This window comes from Streptomyces sp. NPDC050564 (assembly GCF_044457265.1).
Classification (GTDB): domain Bacteria; phylum Actinomycetota; class Actinomycetes; order Streptomycetales; family Streptomycetaceae; genus Streptomyces.
Window position 1 is genome coordinate 93,646 of sequence record NZ_JBITGS010000012.1, and the last position, 24,185, is coordinate 117,830.

At 69.2% G+C, this 24,185-nt stretch carries 23 protein-coding genes and 1 tRNA gene; 1 reads left to right on the top strand and 23 read right to left on the bottom strand.

The window, feature by feature from the left end; translation table 11 throughout:
• Positions 1-67 precede the first annotated feature (67 nt).
• The 15 genes from glyA to ACIBK0_RS20475 form a co-directional block, all read right to left on the bottom strand.
• Positions 68-1,306: a serine hydroxymethyltransferase gene (gene glyA / locus ACIBK0_RS20405; RefSeq protein WP_399081587.1), complete on the bottom strand. Its 1,239-nt coding sequence runs from the start codon at positions 1,304-1,306 to the stop codon at positions 68-70.
• A gap of 137 nt (positions 1,307-1,443) precedes the next feature.
• Positions 1,444-2,109, bottom strand: coding sequence for a protein-tyrosine-phosphatase (locus tag ACIBK0_RS20410; protein WP_399081589.1), 666 nt, complete (start codon positions 2,107-2,109; stop codon positions 1,444-1,446).
• The gene (locus ACIBK0_RS20415; protein ID WP_399081590.1) at positions 2,106-2,753 is read right to left on the bottom strand and encodes an L-threonylcarbamoyladenylate synthase; all 648 of its coding nucleotides are present in this window, start codon (positions 2,751-2,753) and stop codon (positions 2,106-2,108) included. Before ACIBK0_RS20415 ends, ACIBK0_RS20410 begins: the two co-directional genes overlap by 4 nt.
• A gap of 53 nt (positions 2,754-2,806) precedes the next feature.
• Positions 2,807-3,652 carry a peptide chain release factor N(5)-glutamine methyltransferase gene (gene prmC / locus ACIBK0_RS20420; RefSeq protein WP_399081591.1) on the bottom strand — a complete coding sequence of 282 codons (846 nt, stop codon included), beginning with the start codon at positions 3,650-3,652 and terminating at the stop codon, positions 2,807-2,809.
• A gap of 61 nt (positions 3,653-3,713) precedes the next feature.
• The gene (gene prfA / locus ACIBK0_RS20425) at positions 3,714-4,790 is read right to left on the bottom strand and encodes a peptide chain release factor 1 (protein WP_399081593.1); all 1,077 of its coding nucleotides are present in this window, start codon (positions 4,788-4,790) and stop codon (positions 3,714-3,716) included.
• 135 nt (positions 4,791-4,925) lie between these two features.
• A complete protein-coding gene (gene rpmE, locus ACIBK0_RS20430) occupies positions 4,926-5,147 on the bottom strand; it encodes a 50S ribosomal protein L31 (RefSeq protein WP_030574381.1) in 222 nt (73 codons plus the stop codon).
• Positions 5,148-5,295: 148 nt separating this feature from the next.
• Positions 5,296-6,435, bottom strand: a complete 1,140-nt coding sequence (locus ACIBK0_RS20435; protein ID WP_399081595.1) for an LCP family protein — start codon at positions 6,433-6,435, stop codon at positions 5,296-5,298.
• A 209-nt stretch (positions 6,436-6,644) separates the two neighbouring features.
• Positions 6,645-8,354 (bottom strand): trypsin-like serine protease, encoded by a 1,710-nt coding sequence (locus ACIBK0_RS20440; protein WP_399081909.1) that lies wholly within the window; start codon positions 8,352-8,354, stop codon positions 6,645-6,647.
• Between the two features lie 242 nt (positions 8,355-8,596).
• The gene (gene rho / locus ACIBK0_RS20445; protein ID WP_399081597.1) at positions 8,597-10,639 is read right to left on the bottom strand and encodes a transcription termination factor Rho; all 2,043 of its coding nucleotides are present in this window, start codon (positions 10,637-10,639) and stop codon (positions 8,597-8,599) included.
• A gap of 388 nt (positions 10,640-11,027) precedes the next feature.
• On the bottom strand, positions 11,028-11,957 hold the full coding sequence (thrB, locus tag ACIBK0_RS20450; protein WP_369249203.1) for a homoserine kinase: 930 nt from the start codon (positions 11,955-11,957) through the stop codon (positions 11,028-11,030).
• Positions 11,958-12,405: 448 nt separating this feature from the next.
• Positions 12,406-13,464: a threonine synthase gene (gene thrC / locus ACIBK0_RS20455; protein ID WP_399081599.1), complete on the bottom strand. Its 1,059-nt coding sequence runs from the start codon at positions 13,462-13,464 to the stop codon at positions 12,406-12,408.
• A 6-nt stretch (positions 13,465-13,470) separates the two neighbouring features.
• Entirely contained in the window at positions 13,471-14,769 is a 1,299-nt protein-coding gene (locus tag ACIBK0_RS20460) for a homoserine dehydrogenase (protein WP_399081911.1), read from the bottom strand.
• A gap of 245 nt (positions 14,770-15,014) precedes the next feature.
• Positions 15,015-16,406 carry a diaminopimelate decarboxylase gene (lysA, locus tag ACIBK0_RS20465; RefSeq protein WP_399081601.1) on the bottom strand — a complete coding sequence of 464 codons (1,392 nt, stop codon included), beginning with the start codon at positions 16,404-16,406 and terminating at the stop codon, positions 15,015-15,017.
• 7 nt (positions 16,407-16,413) lie between these two features.
• The gene (gene nrtL / locus ACIBK0_RS20470; RefSeq protein WP_399081603.1) at positions 16,414-17,391 is read right to left on the bottom strand and encodes an ArgS-related anticodon-binding protein NrtL; all 978 of its coding nucleotides are present in this window, start codon (positions 17,389-17,391) and stop codon (positions 16,414-16,416) included.
• A 360-nt stretch (positions 17,392-17,751) separates the two neighbouring features.
• Positions 17,752-18,243, bottom strand: coding sequence for a response regulator (locus ACIBK0_RS20475; protein WP_399081605.1), 492 nt, complete (start codon positions 18,241-18,243; stop codon positions 17,752-17,754).
• Positions 18,244-18,532: 289 nt separating this feature from the next.
• On the opposite strand from ACIBK0_RS20475, the gene ACIBK0_RS20480 reads away from it, so the two are divergent.
• Positions 18,533-18,604, top strand: a tRNA-Arg gene (locus ACIBK0_RS20480).
• Between the two features lie 148 nt (positions 18,605-18,752).
• Here the strand turns inward: ACIBK0_RS20480 and ACIBK0_RS20485 are convergent.
• The 8 genes from ACIBK0_RS20485 to ACIBK0_RS20520 form a co-directional block, all read right to left on the bottom strand.
• Positions 18,753-19,538, bottom strand: coding sequence for a hypothetical protein (locus ACIBK0_RS20485; RefSeq protein WP_399081607.1), 786 nt, complete (start codon positions 19,536-19,538; stop codon positions 18,753-18,755).
• An 82-nt stretch (positions 19,539-19,620) separates the two neighbouring features.
• Complete coding sequence (locus tag ACIBK0_RS20490) at positions 19,621-20,994, bottom strand: tyrosine-type recombinase/integrase (RefSeq protein WP_399081609.1); 1,374 nt, start codon at positions 20,992-20,994, stop codon at positions 19,621-19,623.
• Positions 20,991-21,164, bottom strand: coding sequence for an AlpA family transcriptional regulator (locus ACIBK0_RS20495; RefSeq protein ID WP_030597040.1), 174 nt, complete (start codon positions 21,162-21,164; stop codon positions 20,991-20,993). Before ACIBK0_RS20495 ends, ACIBK0_RS20490 begins: the two co-directional genes overlap by 4 nt.
• A gap of 11 nt (positions 21,165-21,175) precedes the next feature.
• The gene (locus tag ACIBK0_RS20500; RefSeq protein ID WP_399081611.1) at positions 21,176-22,639 is read right to left on the bottom strand and encodes a replication initiator; all 1,464 of its coding nucleotides are present in this window, start codon (positions 22,637-22,639) and stop codon (positions 21,176-21,178) included.
• The gene (locus ACIBK0_RS20505; protein ID WP_399081613.1) at positions 22,632-23,045 is read right to left on the bottom strand and encodes an ASCH domain-containing protein; all 414 of its coding nucleotides are present in this window, start codon (positions 23,043-23,045) and stop codon (positions 22,632-22,634) included. The genes ACIBK0_RS20500 and ACIBK0_RS20505 overlap by 8 nt, the downstream gene beginning before the upstream one ends.
• Positions 23,042-23,722: a DNA methylase gene (locus ACIBK0_RS20510; protein ID WP_399081615.1), complete on the bottom strand. Its 681-nt coding sequence runs from the start codon at positions 23,720-23,722 to the stop codon at positions 23,042-23,044. The genes ACIBK0_RS20505 and ACIBK0_RS20510 overlap by 4 nt, the downstream gene beginning before the upstream one ends.
• Positions 23,719-23,967 (bottom strand): hypothetical protein, encoded by a 249-nt coding sequence (locus tag ACIBK0_RS20515; RefSeq protein ID WP_399081617.1) that lies wholly within the window; start codon positions 23,965-23,967, stop codon positions 23,719-23,721. The genes ACIBK0_RS20510 and ACIBK0_RS20515 overlap by 4 nt, the downstream gene beginning before the upstream one ends.
• Entirely contained in the window at positions 23,964-24,161 is a 198-nt protein-coding gene (locus ACIBK0_RS20520) for a hypothetical protein (protein ID WP_399081619.1), read from the bottom strand. Before ACIBK0_RS20520 ends, ACIBK0_RS20515 begins: the two co-directional genes overlap by 4 nt.
• Positions 24,162-24,185: the final 24 nt, after the last annotated feature.

A 24,185-nucleotide genomic window follows, 5' to 3' on the forward strand; every position in this document is an offset into this window, starting at 1 on the left:
TTGGGGACTTCCGGGTAGCGACGATGGTTGCACGAGTGGCTGTGTACAAGGGCGCGCATACCCCTCTCTAGCCGGGATAGGGCGGAAATCTTCCGGTCAGCTCCCGCACTTCTTCACGCGCCTTCTTGCCTTCGATGTCCTCCCGCAGCACCCCCGCGAAGAGTACGGCGATCCGCGCCATCTCCGCCTCGCCCATCCCCTGCGTGGTCAGGGCCGCCGTACCGAGCCGCAGGCCACGGGCGTCCCCGTGGGGCAGCGCACAGCAGTCCAGCACCATCCCGGCGGCGGCGAGCCGGCCCCGGGCGGTCCGCCCGTCGACGCGCAGCGGCGCGGGGTCGACGGTCAGCAGATGGGTGTCGGTACCACCGGTGATGACCGCGAGCCCCTCGTCGGCCAGTTCCTCGGCCAGCACCCGGGCATTGGCGACCACCTGATGGGCGTACGCCGTGAAGGCCGGGGTCGCCGCCTCGCCGAACGCGACGGCCTTGGCGGCGATGGTGTGCATCTGTGCGCCGCCCTGGGTGAAGGGGAAGACGGCCCGGTCGACGCGCTCGGCCAGTTCGCTCCCGCACAGGATCATGCCGCCGCGCGGCCCGCGCAGCACCTTGTGCGTCGTCGCGCACACGACATCGGCGTACGGGACCGGATTGGGCGCCGCGCCGCCCGCGACCAGCCCGATGGGGTGGGCGGCGTCCGCGATGAGGTAGGCGCCCACCCTGTCGGCGATCTCCCGGAAGGCGGCGTAGTCGATGTGCCGGGGGTAGGAGATGGAACCGCAGACGATGGCTTTCGGCCGGTGCGTACGAGCGAGGGTGTGCACCTGCTCGTAGTCGATGAGCCCGGTCTCCGCGTCCACGCCGTAGCCGACGAAGTCGAACCAGCGGCCCGAGAAGTTCGCGGGCGACCCGTGCGTGAGGTGGCCGCCGAAGGACAGCCCCATCGCCAGCACGGTGTCACCGGGGCGCAGCAGGGCGGCGTACGCGGCCAGGACGGCCGAAGACCCGGAGTGCGACTGGACGTTGGCGTGGTCGGCACCGAAGAGGGCCTTGGCCCGCTCCACCGCGAGCCGCTCCGCGACGTCGACGATCTCGCAGCCGCCGTGATGACGGGCGCCCGGATACCCCTCGGCGTACTTGTTCGCCAGCGGCGACCCGAGCGCGGCCAGCACGGCCGGCGAGGTGAAGTTCTCGGCCGCGATCAACTGCAACGTCGTCGACTGCCGGTCCAGCTCCCCGAGGAGAATCTCGGCGAGTTCCGGGTCCTGACGCCGCAGGACATCCGCTTCCAGCGTTTGTGTGACCGGCATGGTGGACTCCGGACCTCGGCGGGGGTGCGCTACGTCCAATGTAGAACCGAGACCGTTGGGACGCCCGGTGTTACGCGCTGCCGGGGGACTGAACCGAGCCGCACCGCTACTGCCGTGAAAGGAAACCCGGGCGGGGGCTACGTACGCGCACGCACCCCGGTCAGCGCAGTCACCACCGGGTCCAACGCCTCGTTGATCTCGTCCCCGATCGACCGGAAGAACGGAAGCGGCGCCCCGTACGGGTCGTACACCTCGTCCGCCTCCGCGGTGGGCGCGAGAAGCCACCCGCGTAGAGCCGCGGCAGCCTGTACCAGCGCGCGGGCGCGTTCGATCACGCCCTCGTCCAGGGGCGGAAGCGTCGCCGGGTCTATGGCCCGTACGAGCCGCGTGAACTCCTTCAGGGTGAAGGTGCGCAGCCCCGCCGAGTGCCCCATGGAGATGACCTGGGCCCGGTGGTCGCGGGTGGCCGTCAGGACGAGATCGGCGCGGATGACATGGTCGTCGAGGAGCTCGCGGCCGACGAAGCCGGACGGGTCCGCGCCGAAGTCCGTGAGGACCGTCGCGGCGTTGGCCTCCATGGGTGCCCCCTCGTGCCCCCAGGTGCCCGCGCTCTCCACGATGAGGCCGCCCCACAGGGGATCGCCGAGCCGGTCCGCCAGGGCATGCCGGGTCAGCCGCTCGGTGATCGGCGAGCGGCACACGTTGCCGGTGCTGACGTGGAGGATGCGGAAGGACCCCCTGGAGGACCCATTGGCCCCCGTGATCCCCGTGCCTATGCCACGCCCCGCGTCAGGGGCTGTCAATTCGCCACCTCGAGGTCGGGTACGACCTTCCGGAGCTCCTCCGCCGACAGTGCCCCCTCGCGCAGCAGCACGGGCACCTTGCCGGTCACGTCGACGATCGAGGACGGGACGATGCCCGGGGTCGGGCCGCCGTCCAGGTAGACCGAGATGGAGTCGCCGAGCATCTCCTGCGCGGCGTCACAGTCCTCCGGAGCCGGGTGTCCCGTGAGGTTCGCGGAGGAGACGGCCATCGGGCCGACCTCGGTGAGCAGTTCGATGGCCACCGGGTGCAGCGGCATGCGCACGGCGACGGTGCCACGGGTGTCCCCCAGGTCCCACTGCAGGGACGGCTGGTGCTTGGCGACGAGCGTGAGCGCGCCCGGCCAGAAGGCGTCGACGAGCTCCCAGGCCATCTCGGAGAAGTCCGTGACGAGGCCGTGCAGCGTGTTCGGGGAGCCGATGAGGACGGGGGTGGGCATGTTGCGGCCCCGTCCCTTGGCCTCCAGCAGATCGGCGACGGCCTCCGAGGAGAACGCGTCGGCGCCGACGCCGTACACGGTGTCGGTCGGGAGGACCACCAGCTCGCCACGGCGGACGGCGGACGCGGCCTCACGCAGACCGGTGATGCGGTCGGTCGCGTCGTTGGTGTCGTATCGCCGTGCCATTTAGCGGGCCTCCTCGTACACGTACTGCTGGCTGGGGGTCGCGATGCGCGTACTCACGGCATCGCCTTGCGTGCGGTCGCGAACCGCGGCCGGTTGTTGAGGTCCGGGTGGTCGGCCGCGTCGGCCCAGCCCCGCTCCTCGGTGAAGATCCACGGCACCTGCCCGCCCTGGGTGTCGGCGTGCTCGATGACGACGACGCCACCGGGGCGCAGCAGCCGGTGCGCGGTGCGCTCGATGCCGCGGATGAGGTCGAGTCCGTCCTCCCCCGAGAACAGGGCGAGTTGAGGATCGTAGTCCCGGGCCTCCGGCGCCACGTACTCCCATTCCGTGAGCGGGATGTACGGCGGGTTGGAGATGACCAGGTCCACCTGGCCGTCGAGGTCCGGGAAGGCCTCCAGGGCGTCTCCCTGGCGCAGGTCGACCCTGGACCCCTCGACGTTCTTGCGCGTCCACTGGAGGGCGTCCTCGGACAGCTCCACGGCGTGCACACGGGAGCGCGGGACCTCCTGCGCGAGGGCGAGCGCGATGGCGCCCGAGCCGGTGCAGAGGTCGACGATCAGCGGCTCGACGACGTCCATCGCGCGTACGGCGTCTATGGCCCAGCCGACCACGGACTCGGTCTCGGGCCGGGGCACGAACACCCCTGGCCCGACCTGGAGTTCCAGGTAGCGGAAGTAGGCCCGCCCGGTGATGTGCTGGAGCGGCTCGCGGGCCTCGCGGCGCGCGATCACCTCCCAGTAGCGGGCGTCGAAGTCCGCGTCCTTGACGGTGTGCAGCTCGCCCCGCTTCACGCCGTGCACGAAGGCGGCGAGCTCCTCCGCGTCGTTGCGCGGCGAGGGCACGCCGGCGTCGGCCAGCCGCTGGGTGGCCTGGGCCACTTCCGCGAGCAGCAGGTTCACGCTGGTCCTCCGGGGCTGAGCTGTTGTCGTGTGCTGGGTACCGCTGTTACGCGGCCTGCTCTCAGGCGGCCGCGAGCTTGGCCGCCGAGTCCGCGTCGACGCAGGCCTGGATGACCGCGTCGAGCTCCCCGTCGAGCACCTGGTCCAAGTTGTACGCCTTGAAGCCGACTCGGTGGTCCGAGATGCGATTCTCCGGGAAGTTGTACGTACGGATCTTCTCGGAGCGGTCGACGGTACGGACCTGGCTGCGACGGGCGTCAGCGGCTTCTCGCTCCGCTTCCTCCTGTGCCGCCGCGAGGAGCCTGGAGCGCAGGATACGCATCGCCTGCTCCTTGTTCTGCAGCTGGCTCTTCTCGTTCTGGCACGAGGCGACGACTCCGGTGGGAATGTGCGTGATGCGCACCGCGGAATCGGTGGTGTTGACGGACTGGCCGCCGGGGCCCGACGAGCGGTAGACGTCGATGCGCAGATCGTTCGCGTGGATCTCGACGTCGACCTCCTCGGCCTCGGGCGTGACAAGGACACCGGCCGCCGACGTGTGGATCCGGCCCTGCGACTCGGTCGACGGCACGCGCTGCACGCGGTGCACACCGCCCTCGTACTTCAGGCGCGCCCAGACACCCTGGCCGGGCTCGGTGGCACCCTGGCCGCCCTTGGTCTTCACGGCGACCTGGACGTCCTTGTAGCCGCCGAGCTCGGACTCGGTGGAGTCGATGATCTCGGTCTTCCAGCCCACACGCTCGGCGTAGCGCAGGTACATGCGCAGCAGGTCGCCCGCGAAGAGGGCGGACTCGTCGCCACCGGCGCCCGCCTTGATCTCGAGGATGACGTCCTTGTCGTCGCTGGGGTCGCGCGGGACCAGCAGCAGACGGAGCTTCTCGGTGAGCTCCTCGCGCTGCTTCTCCAGGTCCTTGACCTCGGCGGCGAAGTCCGGGTCGTCGGCGGCGAACTCCTTCGCCGTCTCGATGTCGTCCCCGGTCTGCTTCCAGGAGCGGTACGTCGCGACGATCGGGGTCAGCTCGGCGTAGCGCTTGTTCAGCTTGCGCGCGTTGGCCTGGTCGGCGTGGACCGACGGGTCAGCGAGCTTCTTCTCCAGATCGGCGTGCTCGCCGATGAGTTCCTCGACCGCCTCGAACATCTCCGGCTCCAATGGGCTGTCCCCCGCTCCAGTGTGGGCTCGGGGACGTGGGTAAGACGAATGGGGGCTGCACCGCAAAGCGCCGGTCCCGGCGCCCCCGGCATGGGGGCACCGGAGACCGGCGCTGTGGGCTCGCTACTTCTTGGCAGCGGCAGCCTTGCCGAAGCGGGCCTCGAAGCGGGCCACACGGCCACCGGTGTCGAGGATCTTCTGCTTGCCCGTGTAGAACGGGTGGCACTCGGAGCAGACCTCGGCGCGGATGGTGCCGCTGGAGATCGTGCTACGGGTGGTGAACGACGCGCCACAGGTGCAGCTGACCTGCGTCTCGACGTACTCGGGGTGGATGTCGCGCTTCAAGGTGTCTCCTAGTTTCGGGAGGGCGCCGGGTCGCCGCCGCGGATTGCGGGAGCGTGAACCGGAGCCGACGTACCAGTCTGCCAGGACTGACCGCATCCCCCAAAACCGGGGGGCGCGGTGATCTATTCCCCGAGGGTTCTCCTATCGCTCAGCCGGAGCTGACGACGCCCTTCGCGGTGCCCGTGGCCGTGCCCTCGGTGGCCGCCTTCGGGATCGGCCGGTCGCCCTTCAGCGCCTTCCAGACCAGCTCGGACTTGGCCTTGTCGACGAGGACGCGGTTCGCGTTGGCGGCGTCGTACTGGACCGGCATCGTCACCATGTGCATGTTGGACGAGCTGATGCCCTTGAGGCCGTTGGCGAAGGACGCGAGGTCGGAGACCGAGCCGATCTCGGAGTCGGTGGTGACGGCCTTGGTCGCGGTGTCGGCGAGGTCGTACAGCTTCTTGGGGTTGGACAGGACGCCGATGTGCTTGACCTGGTCGACCAGGGCCTTGATGAACGCCTGCTGGAGCTGGATGCGGCCGAGGTCGGAGCCGTCGCCGACGCCGTGCCGGGTGCGGACCAGGCCGAGCGCCTGCTTGCCGTCGAGCGTGTGCGTGCCGGCCGCCAGGTTCAGGTGGCTGTCGGGGTCCTTGATGTCCTTGGTCGTGGTGACCGAGACACCGCCCAGGTCGTCGATGAGCTTCTCGAAGCCGCTGAAGTCGACCTCGAGGTAATGGTCCATGCGGATACCCGTGATGGACTCCACGGTCTTCACCGCACAGGCGGCGCCCCCGGTGGAGTACGCGGAGTTGAACATCACGCCGGAGGCCGCGTCGTGCGTCACGCCCTTGGTGTCGGTGCACGAGGGCCGCTGGACGAGGGTGTCGCGGGGTATGGAGACCACGCTGGCCTTCTTGTGCCCCTTGTACACGTGCACGATCATCGCCGTGTCGGAGCGGGCGCTGCCGTCGTCGGTGCCGCCGCCCAGCTTCTTGTTGCTGCCGGAGCGCGTGTCGGAGCCCAGGACCAGGATGTTCTCGGAACCGTTGTCGACCTTCGTCGGCCGGTCGGTGCCAAGGGCCTGGTTGATGTCGACGTTCTTCAGGTTGCTGTTGAGCTTGAAGTAGACAATCCCGGCGCCCGTGCCCCCCAGCACGACGATGCCCGCAGCGGTCCAGGCCGTGATGAGGAGTGCCTTGCGGCGCGTGCTGCGCGTCTTGCGGCGGCGGCCCTTCGCGCGGCGACGCGGGGCGCTGGTGCCGGACTCTCCGGGTATGCCGGGTTCCGGCGTGCTCTCGGCAGACATCTGCTCCTCAGTCCCTCTGCGGTCGGTTACCCCCTGCTTTCAGGGCCAAGCCCGGCTGGCCGTGACGATGCGTACCGCTTCATGGTCACTGCGTACGGTCAGACGGGGAAACTCGGGAAAGGGTTGCACAACGCAGCGTGCCCACCGCGTGAAGCGATGGGCACGTTGCGTCATCGGTGAAGCCGGGGAGACCCCGTTCACCTGCGATTTCAGCCGAAGATGTCGTACTGCTGGAAACCGGTACCGACGGAGACCCTTGTGGCAAAGATCTCGCTGGTCGCCTTGCCGGTGCCCTTGTACAGGTAGAGCGTGCCGCCGGGCGTACGGGCCAGGAAGTCGGCCTTGCCGTCGCCGGTGATGTCACCGACCGCGTCGAAGGCGTTGTAGCCGGTCCAGGCGCTGCGCACCTTGATCCGCGAGGAGAAGGCCTCGGAGCCGGACTTGCCGGTGCCCTTGTACAGGTAAAGGTCGCCGGTGCTGGACTGGCGGGCGAGCAGGTCGGCCTTGCCGTCACCGGTGAGGTCGCCGTGGCCGCGCACGGAGTTGTACTGGTTCCAGCCGGTGCGGACCGAGAAGCGGGAGCCGAAGGTGCCGTTGCCCTTGCCCGGGTAGATCCACAGTGTCCCGCCGGAGTCCACCGACAGGATGTCGGGCAGGTAGTCGCCGGTGACGTCGCCCGGGGCGATGATCCGGGTGCGGGTCTTCCAGCCGGTGAAGATCTGGTCGGTGGACCAGCTCTGGCTCGCCAGCACGTAGTGCGTCCAGTAGACGTTGCCGGTGGCGCTGTCGCGCACCACGAGGTCCTGGAAGCCGTCCCGGTTCAGGTCGGTCTGCAGCACGACGTTGACGCCGTTCCAGTCGCCCCACGACTGGCGCGCGGCGAACGCGGAGCGCGTGGAGTCCTTCTCGTAGCCGGTCTTGGTGGAAGAGTTGCGCACCCACAGGTCGGCCTTGTGGTCACGGCTCAGGTTGGCGTCTTCAACGCGCGGGTACGCGGCGCCCACGTATGTGCTGACCTTCGAGAAGACGCTGTACGCGCCCTGCGCGACGCAGTCCTCCACACCCCAGGAGACGACACCGACGATACGGCCGCCGACGATCAGCGGGCCGCCGGAGTCGCCGTTGCACGCAGTGGTGGTGCCGGTGTCGCTGCCGGTCGCCGGCTTGCCGGCGCAGACCATGTGGCCCTTGATGAACTCGCTGCCGTAGGCGCCGGCACAGGTGGTGTCGGAGTTGATCGGCAGCGTGGCCGTCTTCAGGGTCTCCGAGATGTCCTGAGTGGTGGAGCTGGTACGGCCCCAGCCGTAGAGCGTCGCAGTGGTGCCGGCCGCGTACGAGGCGGTGTCACCCGACGTCGTCATACGGATCGGCTTGGCCTTGACGGCGGTGTCCAGCGTGAGGACCGCGATGTCGTTGTCGATGGTCGTCGAGTTGTACGACGGGTGGTTCCACTGCCGCAGGGGCAGGGAGACCGTGCCGCCGTGCAGGTCGGTGTTGCCGGAACTGTCGCTGGTGGGCAGCTGGGCGGTGCCGGTGACGACGGCGCCGTACTTGTACCAGTTGTAGCCCTTGACGCAGTGCGCGGCGGTGAGGATCTTCGTCGGCGACACGACGGAGCCGCCGCAGAAGAAGCCGAGGTCGTCGCTCTCGTCGGTGGTGCCCTTGTCGTCGTAGTACCAGAGCTGGGCCATCCACGGGGCCGTGCTGATGGTGGTCTCGGTGCCGCCGATGATCTTCGGATCGACGGTTGCGGTGTCCGTACTGGCGCTCAGCGACGACTTCGTGGTCGTCCGACCCGCCGTGTCGTCACCCGCGAGGCCGCCCGCGACGCGCCTCTCCAGCTCGGCCAGGCCGGGCGAGGAAGTGCTGGGCTTGACGCTCGGCGTCGGCGGCGTGGTGGCCGCGTTCGCGGACGACATCAGGAGCGCGCCGGCGACGGCGGCCGCAAGGCCTGCCGCCGCGACAGGCACGGCGATGCGTATCCGGCGTCTGTGACGACCACGGCCGGATATGGATGTATCCACTCAAGTCCCCCCTGAGACAGGCGAATTCAATGAACGCTGAAAGAAGCGCGATCGTACACCTGTCTCCGGCAGCGCAAAGGGCCGCCCCCGTCACTTGCGTGACGGGGGCGGCCCTTGTCCTGCTTGCCCTACCGGACTCAGTCGTTGCCGTTGCCCGGCATCGGCGTCGTCTTCTGGATCTGGAGCAGGAACTCGGCGTTCGACTTCGTCTGCTTCATCTTGTCGAGCAGCAGCTCGATCGCCTGCTGCTGGTCGAGCGCGTGCAGCACGCGGCGCAGCTTCCAGGTGATGGCGAGCTCGTCGCTGCCGAGCAGGATCTCTTCCTTACGGGTGCCGGACGCGTCGACGTCCACCGCCGGGAAAATGCGCTTGTCGGCGAGCTTCCGGTCGAGCTTGAGCTCGGCGTTGCCGGTGCCCTTGAACTCCTCGAAGATGACCTCGTCCATGCGGGACCCGGTGTCGACGAGCGCGGTGGCGAGGATGGTCAGCGAGCCGCCGTCCTCGATGTTGCGCGCGGCACCGAAGAAGCGCTTCGGCGGGTAGAGGGCCGTCGAGTCGACACCACCGGACAGGATGCGGCCGGAGGCCGGGGCGGCGAGGTTGTACGCACGACCCAGACGCGTGATCGAGTCGAGCAGCACGACGACGTCGTGACCCAGCTCCACCAGGCGCTTGGCGCGCTCGATGGCGAGCTCCGCGACCGTGGTGTGGTCCTCGGCCGGACGGTCGAAGGTCGAGGAGATGACCTCGCCCTTGACCGACCGCTGCATGTCGGTGACCTCTTCCGGACGCTCGTCGACCAGGACGACCATCAGGTGGCACTCGGGGTTGTTGTGCGTGATCGCGTTGGCGATCGCCTGCATGATCATGGTCTTGCCGGTCTTCGGCGGGGCCACGATCAGACCGCGCTGGCCCTTACCGATCGGCGCGACGAGGTCGATGATGCGGGTCGTCAGCACGCCCGGGTCGGTCTCCAGACGGAGCCGGTCCTGCGGGTACAGCGGCGTCAGCTTGTTGAACTCCGGCCGCCCGCGCCCGGATTCGGGTGCCATGCCGTTGACGGAGTCGAGGCGCACGAGCGCGTTGAACTTCTCGCGGCGCTCGCCCTCCTTCGGCTGCCGGACCGCGCCGGTGACGTGGTCACCCTTGCGCAGGCCGTTCTTGCGGACCTGGGCGAGGGAGACGTACACGTCGTTGGGACCCGGCAGGTAGCCCGACGTACGGATGAAGGCGTAGTTGTCGAGGATGTCCAGGATGCCCGCGACGGGGATCAGGACGTCGTCCTCGGCGAGCTGCGGCTCGGCGATCTCGTCGCGGCCACGACGGCCACGACGGTCACGGTAGCGCCCGCGACGGCCGCGACGGCCACCCTCGAAGTCGTCGTCGTCCTGCGGACCGTTGTCGCGCTGCTGCTGGCGGTCCTGGCGGCCGCCGCCCTGCTGCTGACGGTCCTGACGCTCTTGGCGGTCCTGGCGCTGCTGGCCACCACCCTGGCCGCCCTGCTGCTCGTCGCCCTTGCCGCGGCGGTCACGGTCCCGGCCACCGCGGTCACCGCGGTCACGGTCGCGACGGTCACGGCGGCCCTGACGGCCGTCGGCGCCTTCGGCGGTGTCGCCCTTGGACTCGCCCTGCGCCTGGACCGGCGTCTCGGCCTTCGGCTCGGTCTTCGCCTCGGCGGCGACCGTTTCCGGGCTGCCGGCCTCGGCGGTCGCACGGCGACGACGGCGCTCAGCGGGGGCGTCGTCTCCCCCATCGCGGGAGGGGCCCCCGGCGGGCTGGCCGGGGATCTCGATCTGCTGCTGGGCCACGGCCTTCTCGGCGGCGACCTTCTCGGCCTTCTTCTCGGCCGGAGCGGCGGTCTCGTCGCCCGTACGGGCCTTCGAGGTGGCCCGGCGCTTCGGCTTGGTCTCGGTGGCGGCCTCGGCAGTCTTCGCCGGGGCTCCCCCGCCCGCCTGCGCCTCCTTGATGACCTCGATCAGCTGGCTCTTGCGCATGCGCGCGGTGCCCCTGATGCCGAGGCCGGATGCGACCTGCTGCAGCTCGGCCAGCACCATGCCCTCGAGGCCGGTACCGCGGCGCCGCCGGGAGCCGGCACCGGTGGCAGGCGCGGAGGCGTCCGTGGCGGGCGCGGCAGCGGTCTCCTCGACACGTGCGCCCATCAGATCGGTGGTGTCGCTCACGAAGGGTCCTTCCCTGGAGCGGACGTCGGCCTGTCTGGCTCGGCGACCGGTTGTGCTGTCCGGCTTTGGTCCTTGCTGTGTGGACCGTGCCGGGGCGGTGGTCCGCCAAAGAGGCGGAAGAAATATCTGGTGATGACGATTCCGGAGCCGTGGCACTGATTTGCGGTGTCATCGGCACGGTCACGCCGGTTCCGGAGCGTGCTCAGTACTGCTCAGCGCATAGCACCCAATGCATGGCACAAAGCAGTTTGGGAGGCTCCCGGAAGAATGGTTGTCCCGGACGGGGACACGAAGCACCTCGACATGGTGGGTTCGGGTGCAGACTTGAGGTTAACACTACCGGATCCAACAAACATTCCCCCTCTCCAAATCCGGCAACCGTGCGCCGCTAATTGACCCCGAGGGGTGCGAGCGGCAGCACGCTCGCCCCTTGGGCATCGAGGTCCAGCCGGTTGGCGGCCCAGCCCTGACCTGCGAGATCGGCCACCTTGTCGGCCGACGCCCGGTCCGCAAGGGCGAGGACAGTGGGGCCCGCGCCGGAGATCACCGCGGGAATGCCGTCGGCTCGCAGCCGCTCCACGAGAGCCGCGCTCTCCGGCATGGCCGGGGCGCGGTACTCCTGGTGCAGCCGGTCCTCGGTGGCGGGCAGCAACAGCTCGGGGCGCCGGGTCAGGGCCTCGACGAGCAGTGCGGCGCGGCCCGCATTGGCGGCTGCGTCGACATGCGGCACGGTGCGCGGCAGCAGTCCGCGCGCGGTCTCGGTGAGCACCGGCTTTCCCGGTACGAAAACCACCGGAACGATGGAATCGGCGGGCTCCATCCTGATCGCCCGCGCCGCGCCGGCCTCCATCCAGGAGAGCGTGAAGCCGCCGAGCAGACAGGCCGCGACATTGTCGGGGTGTCCCTCGATCTCGGTGGCGAGCTCCAGGAGCGCGGTGTCGTCAAGCTTGGTATCCCCGCCTATGGTCACGGCGCGCGCGGCGACGATGCCGGCGCAGATGGCGGCGGAGGAGGAGCCGAGGCCCCGCCCGTGCGGGATGCGGTTGGCGCAGACGATCTCGAGGCCGCGCGGCTGTCCGCCCAGCAGATCGAAGGCGGTGCGCAGGGAGCGTACGAGCAGGTGACTCTCGTCGCGCGGGAGCGTCTCGCTGCCCTCACCTGCGATGTCGATGTGCAACCCGGAGTCGGCCACCCGGACGACCACGTCGTCGTACAAACCCAGTGACAGGCCGAGGGCGTCGAAGCCCGGGCCGAGATTGGCACTGGTGGCGGGGACGCGCACCCGGACGGCGGCGGCGCGGAACGCTGGACCGGCCATCGCTCGATGACTCTCCTTGAGCTGCGTGATGTACGAGATCTTCGATGAATTGAGATGAACTGCGATGAGTTGCGATACGTGCGGAAGCCCCGGAGGCCGTAATGACGGCGCGGCACCGCGGCATATGCGGCGGGCGGGTTCGGTACAGCCTATCGAAGGAAGGTTCTGTGGCGACATAGGGCGCACAGGAGGCGCACGATGCGTGTCGTAAGCCCCCTGTGCACCCCCCGTCAGGTTGCCGTAGGGGCGACCCCGGAGTCGGGCGGTTTTCGTCGCCTTCTGGCGATTTTCCGCCCGCTCCCGACGAGGTTTTCCCCTGCCTGAGACAAGGTCGGCCTGTCGTCGGCCGACTCTGGCGGGTTTACGCCAGGCGGCTTTACGCCAGGCCGAGCCGCTCGGCTTTGCGTCAGGCCGACCCGCTCCGCTGTGCGCCAGGCCGCCTTCCGCCTCAGGCCAGGCCGAGCCGCTCCGCCGCCGTCACCGCGTCCACCGGGACCGTGACCGGCTGCGGGGCGCCCGCGACGGCCCAGTCGGGGTCCTTGAGGCCGTTGCCGGTGACCGTGCAGACGATCGTCTGGCCCGGGTCGACCTTGCCCTGCTCGGCGGCCTTCAGCAGACCGGCGACGGACGCGGCGGAGGCGGGCTCGACGAAGACGCCCTCCTGCGCGGCCAACAGCCGGTAGGCGCGCAGAATCTCACGGTCCGTCACCTCGTCGATGAGACCGCCCGATTCGTCCCGCGCGGCCAGTGCGAACTGCCACGAGGCCGGGTTGCCGATACGGATCGCGGTGGCGATGGTCGAGGGGTCCTTGACGACCTCGCCGCGCACGATGGGAGCGGACCCGGAGGCCTGGAAGCCCCACATGCGGGGCGTCCGCTTGGCGATGCCGTCGGCGGCGTACTCGGTGTAGCCCTTCCAGTACGCGGTGATGTTGCCCGCGTTGCCCACCGGCAGGACGTGGATGTCGGGCGCGTCGCCGAGCATGTCCACGATCTCGAAGGCGGCGGTCTTCTGGCCCTCGATGCGCACCGGGTTGACCGAATTGACCAGCGCCACCGGGTAGTTGTCGGACAGCGCGCGCGCCAGCGTCAGACAGTCGTCGAAGTTGCCGTCGACCTGGAGGATCTTCGCGCCGTGCACGAGGGCCTGGCCCATCTTGCCGAGCGCGATCTTGCCCTGCGGGACGAGGACGGCGGAGACCATCCCGGCCCGTACGGCGTAGGCGGCCGCGGAGGCCGACGTGTTGCCGGTGGAGGCGCAGATGACGGCCTTCGCGCCCTCCTCCTTGGCCTTCGTGATGGCCATGGTCATACCGCGGTCCTTGAAGGACCCGGTCGGGTTGGCACCCTCCACCTTCAGGTGGACCTCGCAGCCCGTGCGCTCGGAGAGCACCTGCGCGGGCACGAGCGGCGTGCCGCCCTCACGGAGCGTCACGATCTGCGTGCTGTCGGATACCGGCAGCCGATCCCGGTACTCCTCGATGATTCCGCGCCACTGGTGGGTCATTGCTGGTTACTCTCCTTCAACCCGCATGATGCTGGCGACACCCCGCACGGTGTCGAGGCTGCGCAGCGCCTCGACGGTCCCGTTCAGGGACGCGTCGGACGCACGGTGGGTGACGACGACGAGGGAGGCCTCGCCGCCTCCGTCTTGTCGTCCTTGCTGGCGCACCGTATCGATGGACACGCCGTGCTCGGCGAAGACGGTGGCCACCTGGGCGAGAACACCCGGTTTGTCTGCCACGTCGAGGCTGATGTGGTAGCGCGTCACGACGTCACCCATGGGCGATACGGGCAATTGGGTGTACGCGGAGTCGCCGGGCCCGGTCGCACCGCTGAGCTTGTTGCGGCAGACGGCGACGAGGTCGCCGAGGACGGCGGAGGCCGTCGGGGAGCCGCCGGCGCCCGGCCCGTAGAACATGAGCTGCCCGGCGGCATCCGACTCCACGAACACGGCGTTGTACGCGCCGCGCACGGAGGCGAGCGGGTGGCTCAGCGGAATCATCGCCGGGTGCACGCGCGCCGTGACCGAGCCCCCGTCGGCGGCCCGCTCACAGATGGCGAGCAGCTTGATGGTGCAGCCCATCGCCTTCGCCGAGGCGAAGTCGGCGGAGGTGACCTCGCTCATGCCCTCGCGGTAGACGTCGTCGAGGCGCACGCGCGTGTGGAAGGCGATTCCGGCCAGGATCGCGGCCTTGGCGGCGGCGTCGAAGCCTTCGACGTCGGCGGTCGGGTCGGCCTCGGCGTATCCCAGGGCGGTGGCCTCGTCGAGGGCCTCCTGGTAGCCGGCCCCCGTGGAGTCCATCTTGTCGAGGATGAAGTTCGTCGTCCCGTTGACGATACCCATCACGCGGTTGATCTTGTCGCCCGCCAGGGATTCGCGCAGCGGCCTGAGCAGCGGGATGGCACCGGCGACGGCGGCCTCGTAGTAGAGGTCCTTGTCGTTCTCTACCGCTGCCGCGTGCAGCGCGGCCCCGTCCTGGGCGAGCAGCGCCTTGTTGGCGGAGACCACGGAGGCGCCGTGCTCGAAGGCGGTGGTGATGAGGGAGCGGGCGGGCTCGATGCCGCCGATGACCTCGATGACGACGTCGATGTCGCCGCGTTTGACGAGGGCGGTGGCGTCGGTGGTGATGAGGTCGGCCGGGATGCCCTCGCGGACCCTGGAGGGCCGCCGGACGGCGACACCGGCCAGCTCGACGGGGGCTCCGATGCGCGCGGCGAGGTCATCGGCGTGCGTCGTCATGATGCGCGCCACCTCTGAGCCGACAACCCCACAGCCCAGCAGCGCCACCTTCAGCGGACGCGTACGCATCATCCGACCTCGTTTCCTCATACCGTCTTCGGTTGGACCAGTCTCACTCACCGGACGGGAGTTTCTATCCCTCGTCCGGATCGTGAGATGTCTATTTCATTTTTCCAGGGGCGACGCGCAGGAGATCTTTCGTCGCCCCTGGGGCTTCTTCGAGCCCGCGTCGGGGGGCTTGTTCGAGCCCGCCTCGGAGGCTTGTTCGAGCCCGCCTCGCGGGGCTGCTTCCAGCCCTCCGCAGAGGGCCTGTTTCAGCCGACGTCGAGACGCAGGAGATCCTCCTCCGTCTCACGGCGGACGATGACCCGGGCCTCGCCGTCGTTGACGGCGACGACGGGCGGGCGCAGCGCGTGGTTGTAGTTGCTGGCCATCGAGCGGCAGTACGCACCGGTCGCCGGGACCGCGATGAGGTCGCCGGCGGCCAGGTCGGCGGGCAGGAAGGCGTCCTTCACCACGATGTCGCCGCTCTCGCAGTGCTTGCCGACGACGCGGACGAGCATGGGCTCGGCGTCGGACGTACGCGACACCAGGGCGACGCTGTACTCGGCGTCGTACAGGGCGGTGCGGATGTTGTCCGACATGCCGCCGTCCACGGAGACGTACGTGCGCAGCCCGTCGAGCGGCTTGATGGTGCCGACTTCGTACAGGGTGAAGGCGGTCGGGCCCACGATGGCGCGCCCGGGCTCCACGGAGATCCGAGGCGTCCGCAGCTTGGCGGCTTCGCACTCACGCGTGACGATCTCGCTGAGGGCCTTGGCGATCTCGTGCGGCTCACTCGGATCGTCGTCACTCGTGTACGCGATGCCCAGACCGCCGCCGAGGTCGATCTCGGGCAGCTCGACACCGTGCTCGTCACGGATGGCGGCGAGCAGCGACACCACACGCCGGGCGGCGACCTCGAAGCCGGCCATGTCGAAGATCTGCGACCCGATGTGCGAGTGAATCCCCACGAGCTCCAGCCCGTCGAGGGCGAGCGCCCGCCGTACGGCCTCCGCGGCCTGGCCGTCGGCCAGCGCGATCCCGAACTTCTGGTCTTCGTGGGCGGTGGCGATGAACTCGTGCGTGTGTGCCTCGACGCCGACCGTCACACGGATCTGCACGCGCTGCCGCTTGCCCAGGGACTGGGCGATGTGGGCGACGCGGACGATCTCCTGGAAGGAGTCGAGCACGATGCGCCCGACGCCCGCCTCGATGGCCGTACGAATCTCGACTTCGGACTTGTTGTTGCCGTGGAAGGCGATGCGGTCGGCGGGCATCCCGGCGGACAGGGCGGTGGCGAGCTCACCACCGGAACACACATCCAGGTTGAGGCCTTCGTCGTGCAGCCAGCGCACGATGGCGCGCGACAGGAACGCCTTGCCGGCGTAGAAGACGTCGGCGTCGTGCCCGAAGGCGGTACGCCAGGCGCGCGCCCGGGCACGGAAGTCGACCTCGTCGACGAAGTAGGCGGGAGTGCCGAACTCCTCGGCGAGCCGGGTGACTTCAATCCCTCCGACACTGACCACACCGTCCTGGTCACGGGTGACGGTGTGCGCCCAGACCTTCGGGTCGAGGGCGTTGAGGTCGGCGGGCGGGGCGGTGTAGTGGCCCTCCGGGAGGACGTCGGCGTGACGGGGCCCGGCGGGGTGTGCGGAACGGCTCATTCTTCTCTCACAGATAGTCAGGGGCACTGATGCCGAGCAGGGACAGGCCGCCGGCCAGCACCGTCCCGGCGGCTTCGGCGAGCGCGAGCCGGGCGCGGTGGGCGGCCGAGGGTTTCTCGTCGCCGAGCGGCAGCACGGTGTGCTGGTGGGCGAGGAAGGCGTCGGCGGTGACGACGAGGTGCCGGGCGAGCCGGTCGGGCGTGCGCTGGGTCGCGGCGACGCGCAGGGCGTGCGGGTACTCGGCCAGGGCTCCGACGAGATCGAGGGGCTCGCTCTCATGGCGTACGTCACTGGGGTCGCCGACGTAGCCGAGCGCGTCTGCATTGCGGCGCAGGGCCCGGGTGCGGGCGTGGGCGTACCGGATGCGGAAGAGCGGGTTGCTCTCGCGCTGAACGAGGTGGTCGGCGCTGATCCGGGGCCGGTCGTGGGGTGCGGGGTGCAGCAGAGCCCAGCGGGCGGCGTCGGGCCCGAGCGGCGCGGGGTCCTCCGGCGCCGGCACGGGCCGCAGATTCACCGGCTCGGCGTGCCGCACCTCGGCGCGGCCACCCTGGCCTGCGACGATCCGCACCAGGGCGTCGGCGACGACCTCGGCCCGGGTGTCGTACGGCACACGCAGCTCGACGACCTGCCCGGCGAGCGCGTCACCGTGCCCGTACGACGGACCCTGCCGCAGGACGTCTGCCACAAGGGCGGCGGACGCCCCGCCGCCGAGGCTGATGTTCAAGAACCCGGGTCCGGTGATCGCGACGTCCGCAACACCGGGGGCGCCGCTGATGTGCGGCCGCAGGATCTCGGCGACCTGCAGGGGCGGCCGCCCGGCCGGACGCGCCAACTGAAGGGCGATGTTCGTGGCGTAATCCCCACACCCACCCGGCCCCGGCAACGCGACCACGGCCCGTGCGGGCACGGGAACACTCAGCTCCCCCGCATCGACAGCACGACGCACCGCGCACAGCACGGTACGGGAGAGCTCGACGGGGGTCACGGGACAAGCGTAGGGGAGGAGGGGGGTGGGTAGGCGAGTCGGTTTGGGGGACGGTCCGGGATATGGACGGGGCCGGAACCGCCGGGTGGTGACGTACCGGGGTGGTGACGTACCGGCGTGTGCGCTCTGTGACGGGCGTGGGATGCGGAGCGTGGGGCGTGAGGCTGAGTGGTGGGCGCCGCTCGGCGCTGGGCCGGTGCGGGGTCGGTGACCGTTGTATCCGTTATGGATGGCCGTACTGGCTGGTCGTGCTCGTCCGCGCCGGTCATTCGCACCCGTCAGGGAGCGTTGGCGGCGACGGTCATACACGCCTGTCGGGGATTACGGGCCGTCCCCGACAGCGACAGTCATGCGCGCCCGTCAGTTACCGGCGCGTCCGGCGCGCTCGGTTTCCTCGACTCCGGCGGTGGCCCCGAAGGCGTCCTCGAACGACGGCGAGCCGTCCTCACCACCGCCCCCCGCACTGCCCCCACGCCCCCGCCGCTCCAACAACTGGCGTACGAGCCGCACGAGTTCGGCAGGCTCGAAAGGCTTGGCGAGAAAGGCGTCGACACCCACGCCCAGCCCGCTCTCGACCTCGTACTGAGTGCAGGCACTCACGATCGCGAGGGGAAGATTTCGGGTAAGGGGATCGGCACGGAGCCGAGCGGCGGTCCGCAGCCCGTCCAGCCGAGGCATCACCACATCGAGGGTCACGACATCGGGCCGTACCTGATGCACGATGTCCAGGCACTCGGCACCGTCGGCCGCGGTCACGACCTCGAGACCCTCCAGTTCGAGGTTGACCCTGATCAGCTGCCGGATGACCTTGTTGTCGTCCACAACAAGCACCCGACCGGACGCGCCTGGCACAACTCGAGAGTAGGTCCGCGCCCACCGCCGCGTCCGGGTTTTCCCCACTTCCGCCCCGTGCGGGGGTCAGGTTCCCACCCGCATGGGGGTCACGCACTGGGCTGCCCGCGCCGCCACGACCACTCCACCCGCGCCCCGCCACCGCTCCGCCCGGACCAGGCCCTCACTCCGCGAACAGACCCACCGCCCCCTCCCCAGAACCCCACCCCGCCCCACCAAAACCCGTGGCAATCACCCCGGAAAGAGCTGGTAGGGTTCTACCCGTCGCCGCGAACACCGCGCCCGACACGCCCCCGTAGCTCAGGGGATAGAGCAACGGCCTCCGGAGCCGTGTGCGCAGGTTCGAATCCTGCCGGGGGCACCCTTCATGAGGTGCCCAAAGACCCCGCCATCAGCGGTTTCGCTGAGAACGGGGTCTTCGCGTATGTGCAGCCATATGCAGCCCTGCGCGGCCCTACGTCGGCATCTGTGGACTATTCGTGGACAGGATCTTCGACCGTAGACCCAGGTCAGAGCCAGGCGTCGGGCAGGTCGAGCCACGTGCCAAAGAGACTCTTCCCGTCAAAGCGGTCCACGATCAGCTTGGCGAGAGCGTTCGACTCGATGATCGAAGGCGCATCGATGACGAGGAACTCCGGACGCTCCGGGTCGACATGGAATCCGCACCCAGTCTCGCGGAGAAGAGGTTGCAGCCACTCGGCGCGTTGACGATCAAGAGCCGCATAGACGACAGGCAGATCTGCCCATCGATGTTCCGAGATATGCCCTCGACAGCTCGCAACCGGAACGCCGCCAACGTAGGAGAGCGCATGAGAGAGTGCGGCGACTCCGACCTCCAGACCTCCGAGGTCCGCGTAATAGTCGTCAGTCTCTTCGGAAAGACTCGGAATCCTCTGCAGGAGTTGGTGGCGGAGACCCTCGTCACGGACGCCTTCGACGAGGCCGGTGTCACATGCGCTGGCAACCTGCTCGAACAGGGCCGGAGTCTCAGCCAGGTCTGCAATGACCTCAATCTGGTCGCTCTCCAGCACGACCATTGAACTGGCCTCCTCCGCCGTGACACCCAGGATCATCCAAACGCCTCGGAAATATCCGATCCCTTCGTCCTCGGGAATCTCCTCTTCGGAGGGCATCCAGAACGTGGCTTCGACAGGAAGGTCGCACGAGCTGGAATCCTCGCTACGCGGAATCATGGTCCCCCAGATCTTGACCCTGCCCCTAGCGGCGTCCTCATGCTGTCCTGCGAGGCGGCGGATGAGCAAGACGGCGTACCCGTGCGAAAAGGCCCAGGTCATGGATGACCTGAGCCGATTCACCACAGCACGTAACCGTGCAAGTAGACCCAACTACGCCCTATCGATCAGTCTCCTCTGAGCCTCACTCATACTCGCGCAACAGCTCTTCGATCTTGCGGTTGGCGATCTCCTGCCGGCCGTCGATGCACTTCACATAGCGGCTCAGCAGGACCTCAACGCTGTTACCCGCGCGTTCAGCGACCTCAGTTGCGTCCACGCCGGAGTTGAGCCAGGTCGACAGCGCCGAGTGACGCAGGTCGTACGGACGCGCTGCGAGCGGGGAGGCGACCGCAGCCGGCGGGAGCGCCACCGCACGGGCCTCCTGCCACACGCGGTAGTACGTGGACGAGCCGACCACTCCCCCACGCTCGTTGGTGAACAGACGACCGTCGTCCGCAGTGCCGAACGTGTCGAGGTGCTCCCGGAGGATCCTGACGAGCTGAGGCGGGATAGGGACGGGGCGGACCTCTTCCACGGGCCGATTCTTGAGCCCGCGGTCATCGTGCGTTTTGCCAGAGTCGGTCCACCGCTTGCCCACGCTGGGGCGAGTGCGATTCAGCAGTGCCGTTCCCCAGCCCGTTTCCGGCAGCTTCAGGTCTGCTTCCTTGAGGCCGACAGCTTCGGCCGGGCGGAAGGCTCCGTAGTACATACAGGCGAACAGGCCGACGAGTCGACGGCCGCGCGCCCGGCCAAATCCGCCGATGTACGAGACCGCCGTCAGCAGGGCGCGAGCCTGTTCCGGGTTGGCCACCACCCTGGGGTCGACTTCTTTGACCACCTTCGGTTTCTTCCAGCGGACCGACGTAATCGGGTTCTCTTTGAACTCGCCGAGATCCACCGCATAGTGCATCGCGTTGACGAGTGTCCGCCGCTTACGCCGTACGGTCTCCGCCGCTGCCGCCGTGCCGTCGAGCTTGAGTTTCAGCGAGTCGAGAACGGCGCGGCCGAGTGCTGCATCGGCAAGGTCCGAGAGGGGACGCGATGCCCTGGCCACCCAGTGCAGCGTGTTCGCGACCTCTGTCGGCAGCTCGCGGCCATCGGGGCCGGGGAGGACGAAGGCCCACCTTCGGAGAGCCTTCCTGAGCAGATCGTCGGATGGCCGTCCCGGGCGATCATCGAGGAGAGCTACGGTCACGGCGGTCAGCGCCTCGTTGATCCCGTCTCGCGTGTTCGGCGCAGCGTGCGGCCACTTCATGGCAAGGTACTTCAGGGCGAAGGCGTACCACGTCATCGAAGGCGCCTTTTCGACCATCGAGTCAGGCAGCCCCGTTGTCGTGTCGAATTCCTCGCCATCACGCGCAGCGCGGAGAAGCTTGGAACGGTAGTTGTCCGCAAGCCCCTTGGTGCGAAACGATTCGGAGAACACCTTCCCGGCAACAGCCCATCTGACGTCATATGACGGCTTCTTGGTGTCCCTCTTCCGAACACCCCAGACCTTCACGTCGAGTGACTTCATGCTGCCGCCCTTTCTCGGCTGTTCAACCACGCCGTGAAGTCACTCCGCCACACCCTCAGTTCGCCATTGGGCAACTTGAATGCCTGCGGAGCTTGCCCCAACTCGCGCCAACGGTAGAAGGTCCGGCGTGAAATGCCTTTGAGCTCAGCGAGGATTTCCGGAACGGTCATCAACTCGTCTTTCACGTCGTCTCTCCCCCCAAGGCTCGGTTGTCTTGCAGGGCTTCGCGGGCGGTTTCGCGATTGGTGCGGATGCCGTCGGCGATGGTGGCCGCGAGGGCAGATTCGCCGGAGGTGTGCCCGTGGCCGGCGTAGCGCCAGTGGGCCAGGACGAGAGTCGTGCCGGGGTCGGGCAGGCCGAGCGCTTCTCTTTGCTGGCAGGCGCGGTAATTGGCGCGGGTCTGGCGGAGTGCGGTGAGGGTGGTCGAGTAGCGGCGGGACTTGGTGGAGAAGTGTCCGCGGAAGCCGAGCATGTGGGCCCAGCGCGCCAGCATCCTTTTGGGGTAAGCGAGTTGGAGATCAGCGCAGGCCAGCATCAGGCGGCGGATGTGGTCGGGGACGTCGAGCGCGTCGAGGTTCTGGCCGATGCCGGTGCCCTCGCAGGTGCGGCAGTGCACCGGGGCGCCGTCCTTGCGGTGGATGGTGGGGAAGCCGCCGGTCCCGCGGCAGGTGCGGCAGTGCACGGGCCGGTCCGTGGCGCCGGCGGTCTCCGCGGCCTTGGTGGCGTACTTGGCGACATAGGAGGCCACCGCCTGTTCCGTGATGTCGGTGCCGCCGCCGAACGCCTTGATCGGCCGGATGTCGAGCTGCGCGCCCCAGCGCAGGGTCCGAGCCGGCTGTGTGTCGATCGCGGGCACGGTCACCGTCACGTACGGGTGGGCGATCGCGGCACGGATGACGTCGGTGAGCAGCTCGACCGTGGCCCACGCAGGCGGGGTGCTGTCCGGGCCGTCGGGTCCGTCGAGGCGGATGACCGCGTGGAAGTGGATGGCTCCGCGCTTTTGGAACTCGGCGACCTTGCCGTAGGACAGCCGCAAGTGGTCGCAGAGCTCCTTCTGTTTGAGGCCGGCGCGCTGGGCGAGTTCGCGGCGCAGCCGGTTGACGAACCGGTGCCACAGGTCACCCGCGTGGTTGTTGAACAGCACCGCCGCCGCGTAGTCGTACGACTCGACATCGAGCGGCGTGCCGAGCGCGGGATCGTCGTCTCGGTGGCGGATGCCACAGCGGCAGCGGCCAATAGCGGGCCGGTTGTGGACGGGCCCGAACGAGGGCGCCGTCAGGGTGGCGAACACCCGCGGGTGATCCCGCACGGTGGCCGGGATGCCCTTGGCATCGTCCCCGGCGAGTCCGGCCCGAATGAGGTGGTAGGTGTCGCCCGCGTACAGGTAGGAGCACGGTTCGCAGCGGGAGGCGCGGCGGTTGCCGCAGGCGATGCGCAGCCGTCCGCCCGGCTCGCCCTCGGTCGAGTAGTGGTGCAGGGTGCGGCCGGTGGCCTGGTCCTGAACGACGCTCCAGCCGGTGAGGTGGACGGGGTTGGCACAGCCGCCCGTACGGTGGATCTGGTCCTGCCAGCGGTCGAAGTCGGGGGCTGCGGCCACCCGGAGCACGTCACCCAGAACAACCGGGTCCATGGTCAGCTCAGGCACCGGCGACCTCCAGCACGGAGGCGACCAGCGCCGGGGCGGGCGTCCACAGACCACGCTCGCCGCGGCAGTCGAGCGGCTTCGACAGGGTCCGGATGTCGGTGAGCTTCCAGTGCCATTGGCCGGGGGCGGACCACAGGGTGCACCAGCCGTCGTCCTGGTGACAGTCGGCCAGCCGGGCCACCGCGAGCACAGCACCCCGAGGCTGGGGACGGCGCAGGAACGGGCGGGTCAGCGGAACGTCCCAGGCGTGGCGGTCGGTGGTGCGTCCGGCATGGATGAGGACGATGCCGCGATAGTCGGTGGGCCAGGTGCGGTTTTCTATCCGCTTGGTGCCATACGCGATGCAGGAGGCCCAGGGCTGCCACAGGGTCAGGGCCCGCACCTCGGGGAACTCGGCGGTGGTCATGCGGCGACCTCCGCCCGGTGGTGGTCGAGGAACTGTTCGCCGAGGTGTTGGGTGTAGGCGGGCGGGATGGCTTCGGCGATCTCGCGGCGCACGTCGGTCCAGTCGATGCCCATCGCGGCCTGCCACTGGCGAACGGTGCCCTTGCCGCCGCCCTCGCCGTACACGGCGTAGTAGGGGCCCTGGTACCAGGTGCCGTGGCGCATGCCGGCGACGCGTCCGCGGTGGCGTAGGTGGGGCATTTGCAGGGTCGGGAAGCCGTGGATCTCGAAGTTGCGGTGGCGGATCACGGCCAGGCCGAACATCTCGCCGCACAGGGTCAGATCCCGGCGGATCGGGGCGCCCTGCACGTTCTCGATCACGTAGGGGCGTCCGGTGGCGAGCATCGCGGCACGGCCGGCGGGGATCAGGTCCGGGTAGGTGCGGCCCTGGTTGGTGCCTTTGGTCAGGGCGGTGTGGTGCTGGCACGGCCAGGAGGCGTGGATCAGGTCGAAGTCGGCTCCGTGTTCGGTGACGAAGGCGATCGCGTCCGCCTGGTGGAAGGTGAACGGGTAGTGGGGCTGCGGGTGGAGGTCGACGCCGACGACGTCGAAGCCGGCCAGGTGGTAGCCCATGGAGGCTCCGCCAGCTCCGCAGCACAGGTCCAGGACGCGCAGCCCAGCACGCAGAGCGGTGGTCATCCCTGCACCTCCGAAGTGTCCGCGGTCATGGTGTCCAGGAGGCCCGCGGCTTCCAGGGCTGCGGTGGCGAGGGCGCGCAGGGCCGCAGAGGTACCGGGGCGCGCGATGAGCGCGATCTCGACGAGGTCGCCACCGATGCGGAGGCTGATGAACGGTTCGCTGAAACGTCCTCCATCGGCCGCGAAGGCAGTGACTCGGGTCTTGGTGTCCGGCTCGATGTGCGCCGAGGTGGTGAGGGTCTTCATGCGGCCACCTCCCACTGGGCGGTGTTCAGGCGGGTGCGGAGCGGCAGCGTGCCGAGGCCGTGGCAGGCCTTGCAGTAGACCGGGATGGTGCGCAGGTGGCCGTTCTTGTCGCGTCCGCCGAGGGTGACGGCGGCGGAGGCGAATCCGTCGCAGTCCGGGCAGATGCGGGCCGGGGCCGGGGCGCGGTCGGTCATGATGGGGTTCCTTCCGGTTGAGAG

What these genes read in the sequence shown, in the direction of transcription:
- ACIBK0_RS20515 (WP_399081617.1), bottom strand. Translation starts at nt 23,967, where the DNA reads ATGAAGACCCTCACCACCTCGGCGCACATCGAGCCGGACACCAAGACC.
- ACIBK0_RS20485 (WP_399081607.1), bottom strand. Translation starts at nt 19,538, where the DNA reads ATGACCTGGGCCTTTTCGCACGGGTACGCCGTCTTGCTCATCCGCCGC.
- ACIBK0_RS20490 (WP_399081609.1), bottom strand. Translation starts at nt 20,994, where the DNA reads ATGAAGTCACTCGACGTGAAGGTCTGGGGTGTTCGGAAGAGGGACACC.
- thrB (WP_369249203.1), bottom strand. Translation starts at nt 11,957, where the DNA reads ATGGCCGGTCCAGCGTTCCGCGCCGCCGCCGTCCGGGTGCGCGTCCCC.
- ACIBK0_RS20510 (WP_399081615.1), bottom strand. Translation starts at nt 23,722, where the DNA reads ATGACCACCGCTCTGCGTGCTGGGCTGCGCGTCCTGGACCTGTGCTGC.
- ACIBK0_RS20460 (WP_399081911.1), bottom strand. Translation starts at nt 14,769, where the DNA reads ATGCGTACGCGTCCGCTGAAGGTGGCGCTGCTGGGCTGTGGGGTTGTC.
- glyA (WP_399081587.1), bottom strand. Translation starts at nt 1,306, where the DNA reads ATGCCGGTCACACAAACGCTGGAAGCGGATGTCCTGCGGCGTCAGGAC.
- prfA (WP_399081593.1), bottom strand. Translation starts at nt 4,790, where the DNA reads ATGTTCGAGGCGGTCGAGGAACTCATCGGCGAGCACGCCGATCTGGAG.
- ACIBK0_RS20440 (WP_399081909.1), bottom strand. Translation starts at nt 8,354, where the DNA reads ATGTCGTCCGCGAACGCGGCCACCACGCCGCCGACGCCGAGCGTCAAG.
- thrC (WP_399081599.1), bottom strand. Translation starts at nt 13,464, where the DNA reads ATGACCCACCAGTGGCGCGGAATCATCGAGGAGTACCGGGATCGGCTG.
- lysA (WP_399081601.1), bottom strand. Translation starts at nt 16,406, where the DNA reads ATGAGCCGTTCCGCACACCCCGCCGGGCCCCGTCACGCCGACGTCCTC.
- ACIBK0_RS20415 (WP_399081590.1), bottom strand. Translation starts at nt 2,753, where the DNA reads ATGGCACGGCGATACGACACCAACGACGCGACCGACCGCATCACCGGT.
- ACIBK0_RS20435 (WP_399081595.1), bottom strand. Translation starts at nt 6,435, where the DNA reads ATGTCTGCCGAGAGCACGCCGGAACCCGGCATACCCGGAGAGTCCGGC.
- ACIBK0_RS20505 (WP_399081613.1), bottom strand. Translation starts at nt 23,045, where the DNA reads ATGACCACCGCCGAGTTCCCCGAGGTGCGGGCCCTGACCCTGTGGCAG.
- ACIBK0_RS20495 (WP_030597040.1), bottom strand. Translation starts at nt 21,164, where the DNA reads ATGACCGTTCCGGAAATCCTCGCTGAGCTCAAAGGCATTTCACGCCGG.
- ACIBK0_RS20520 (WP_399081619.1), bottom strand. Translation starts at nt 24,161, where the DNA reads ATGACCGACCGCGCCCCGGCCCCGGCCCGCATCTGCCCGGACTGCGAC.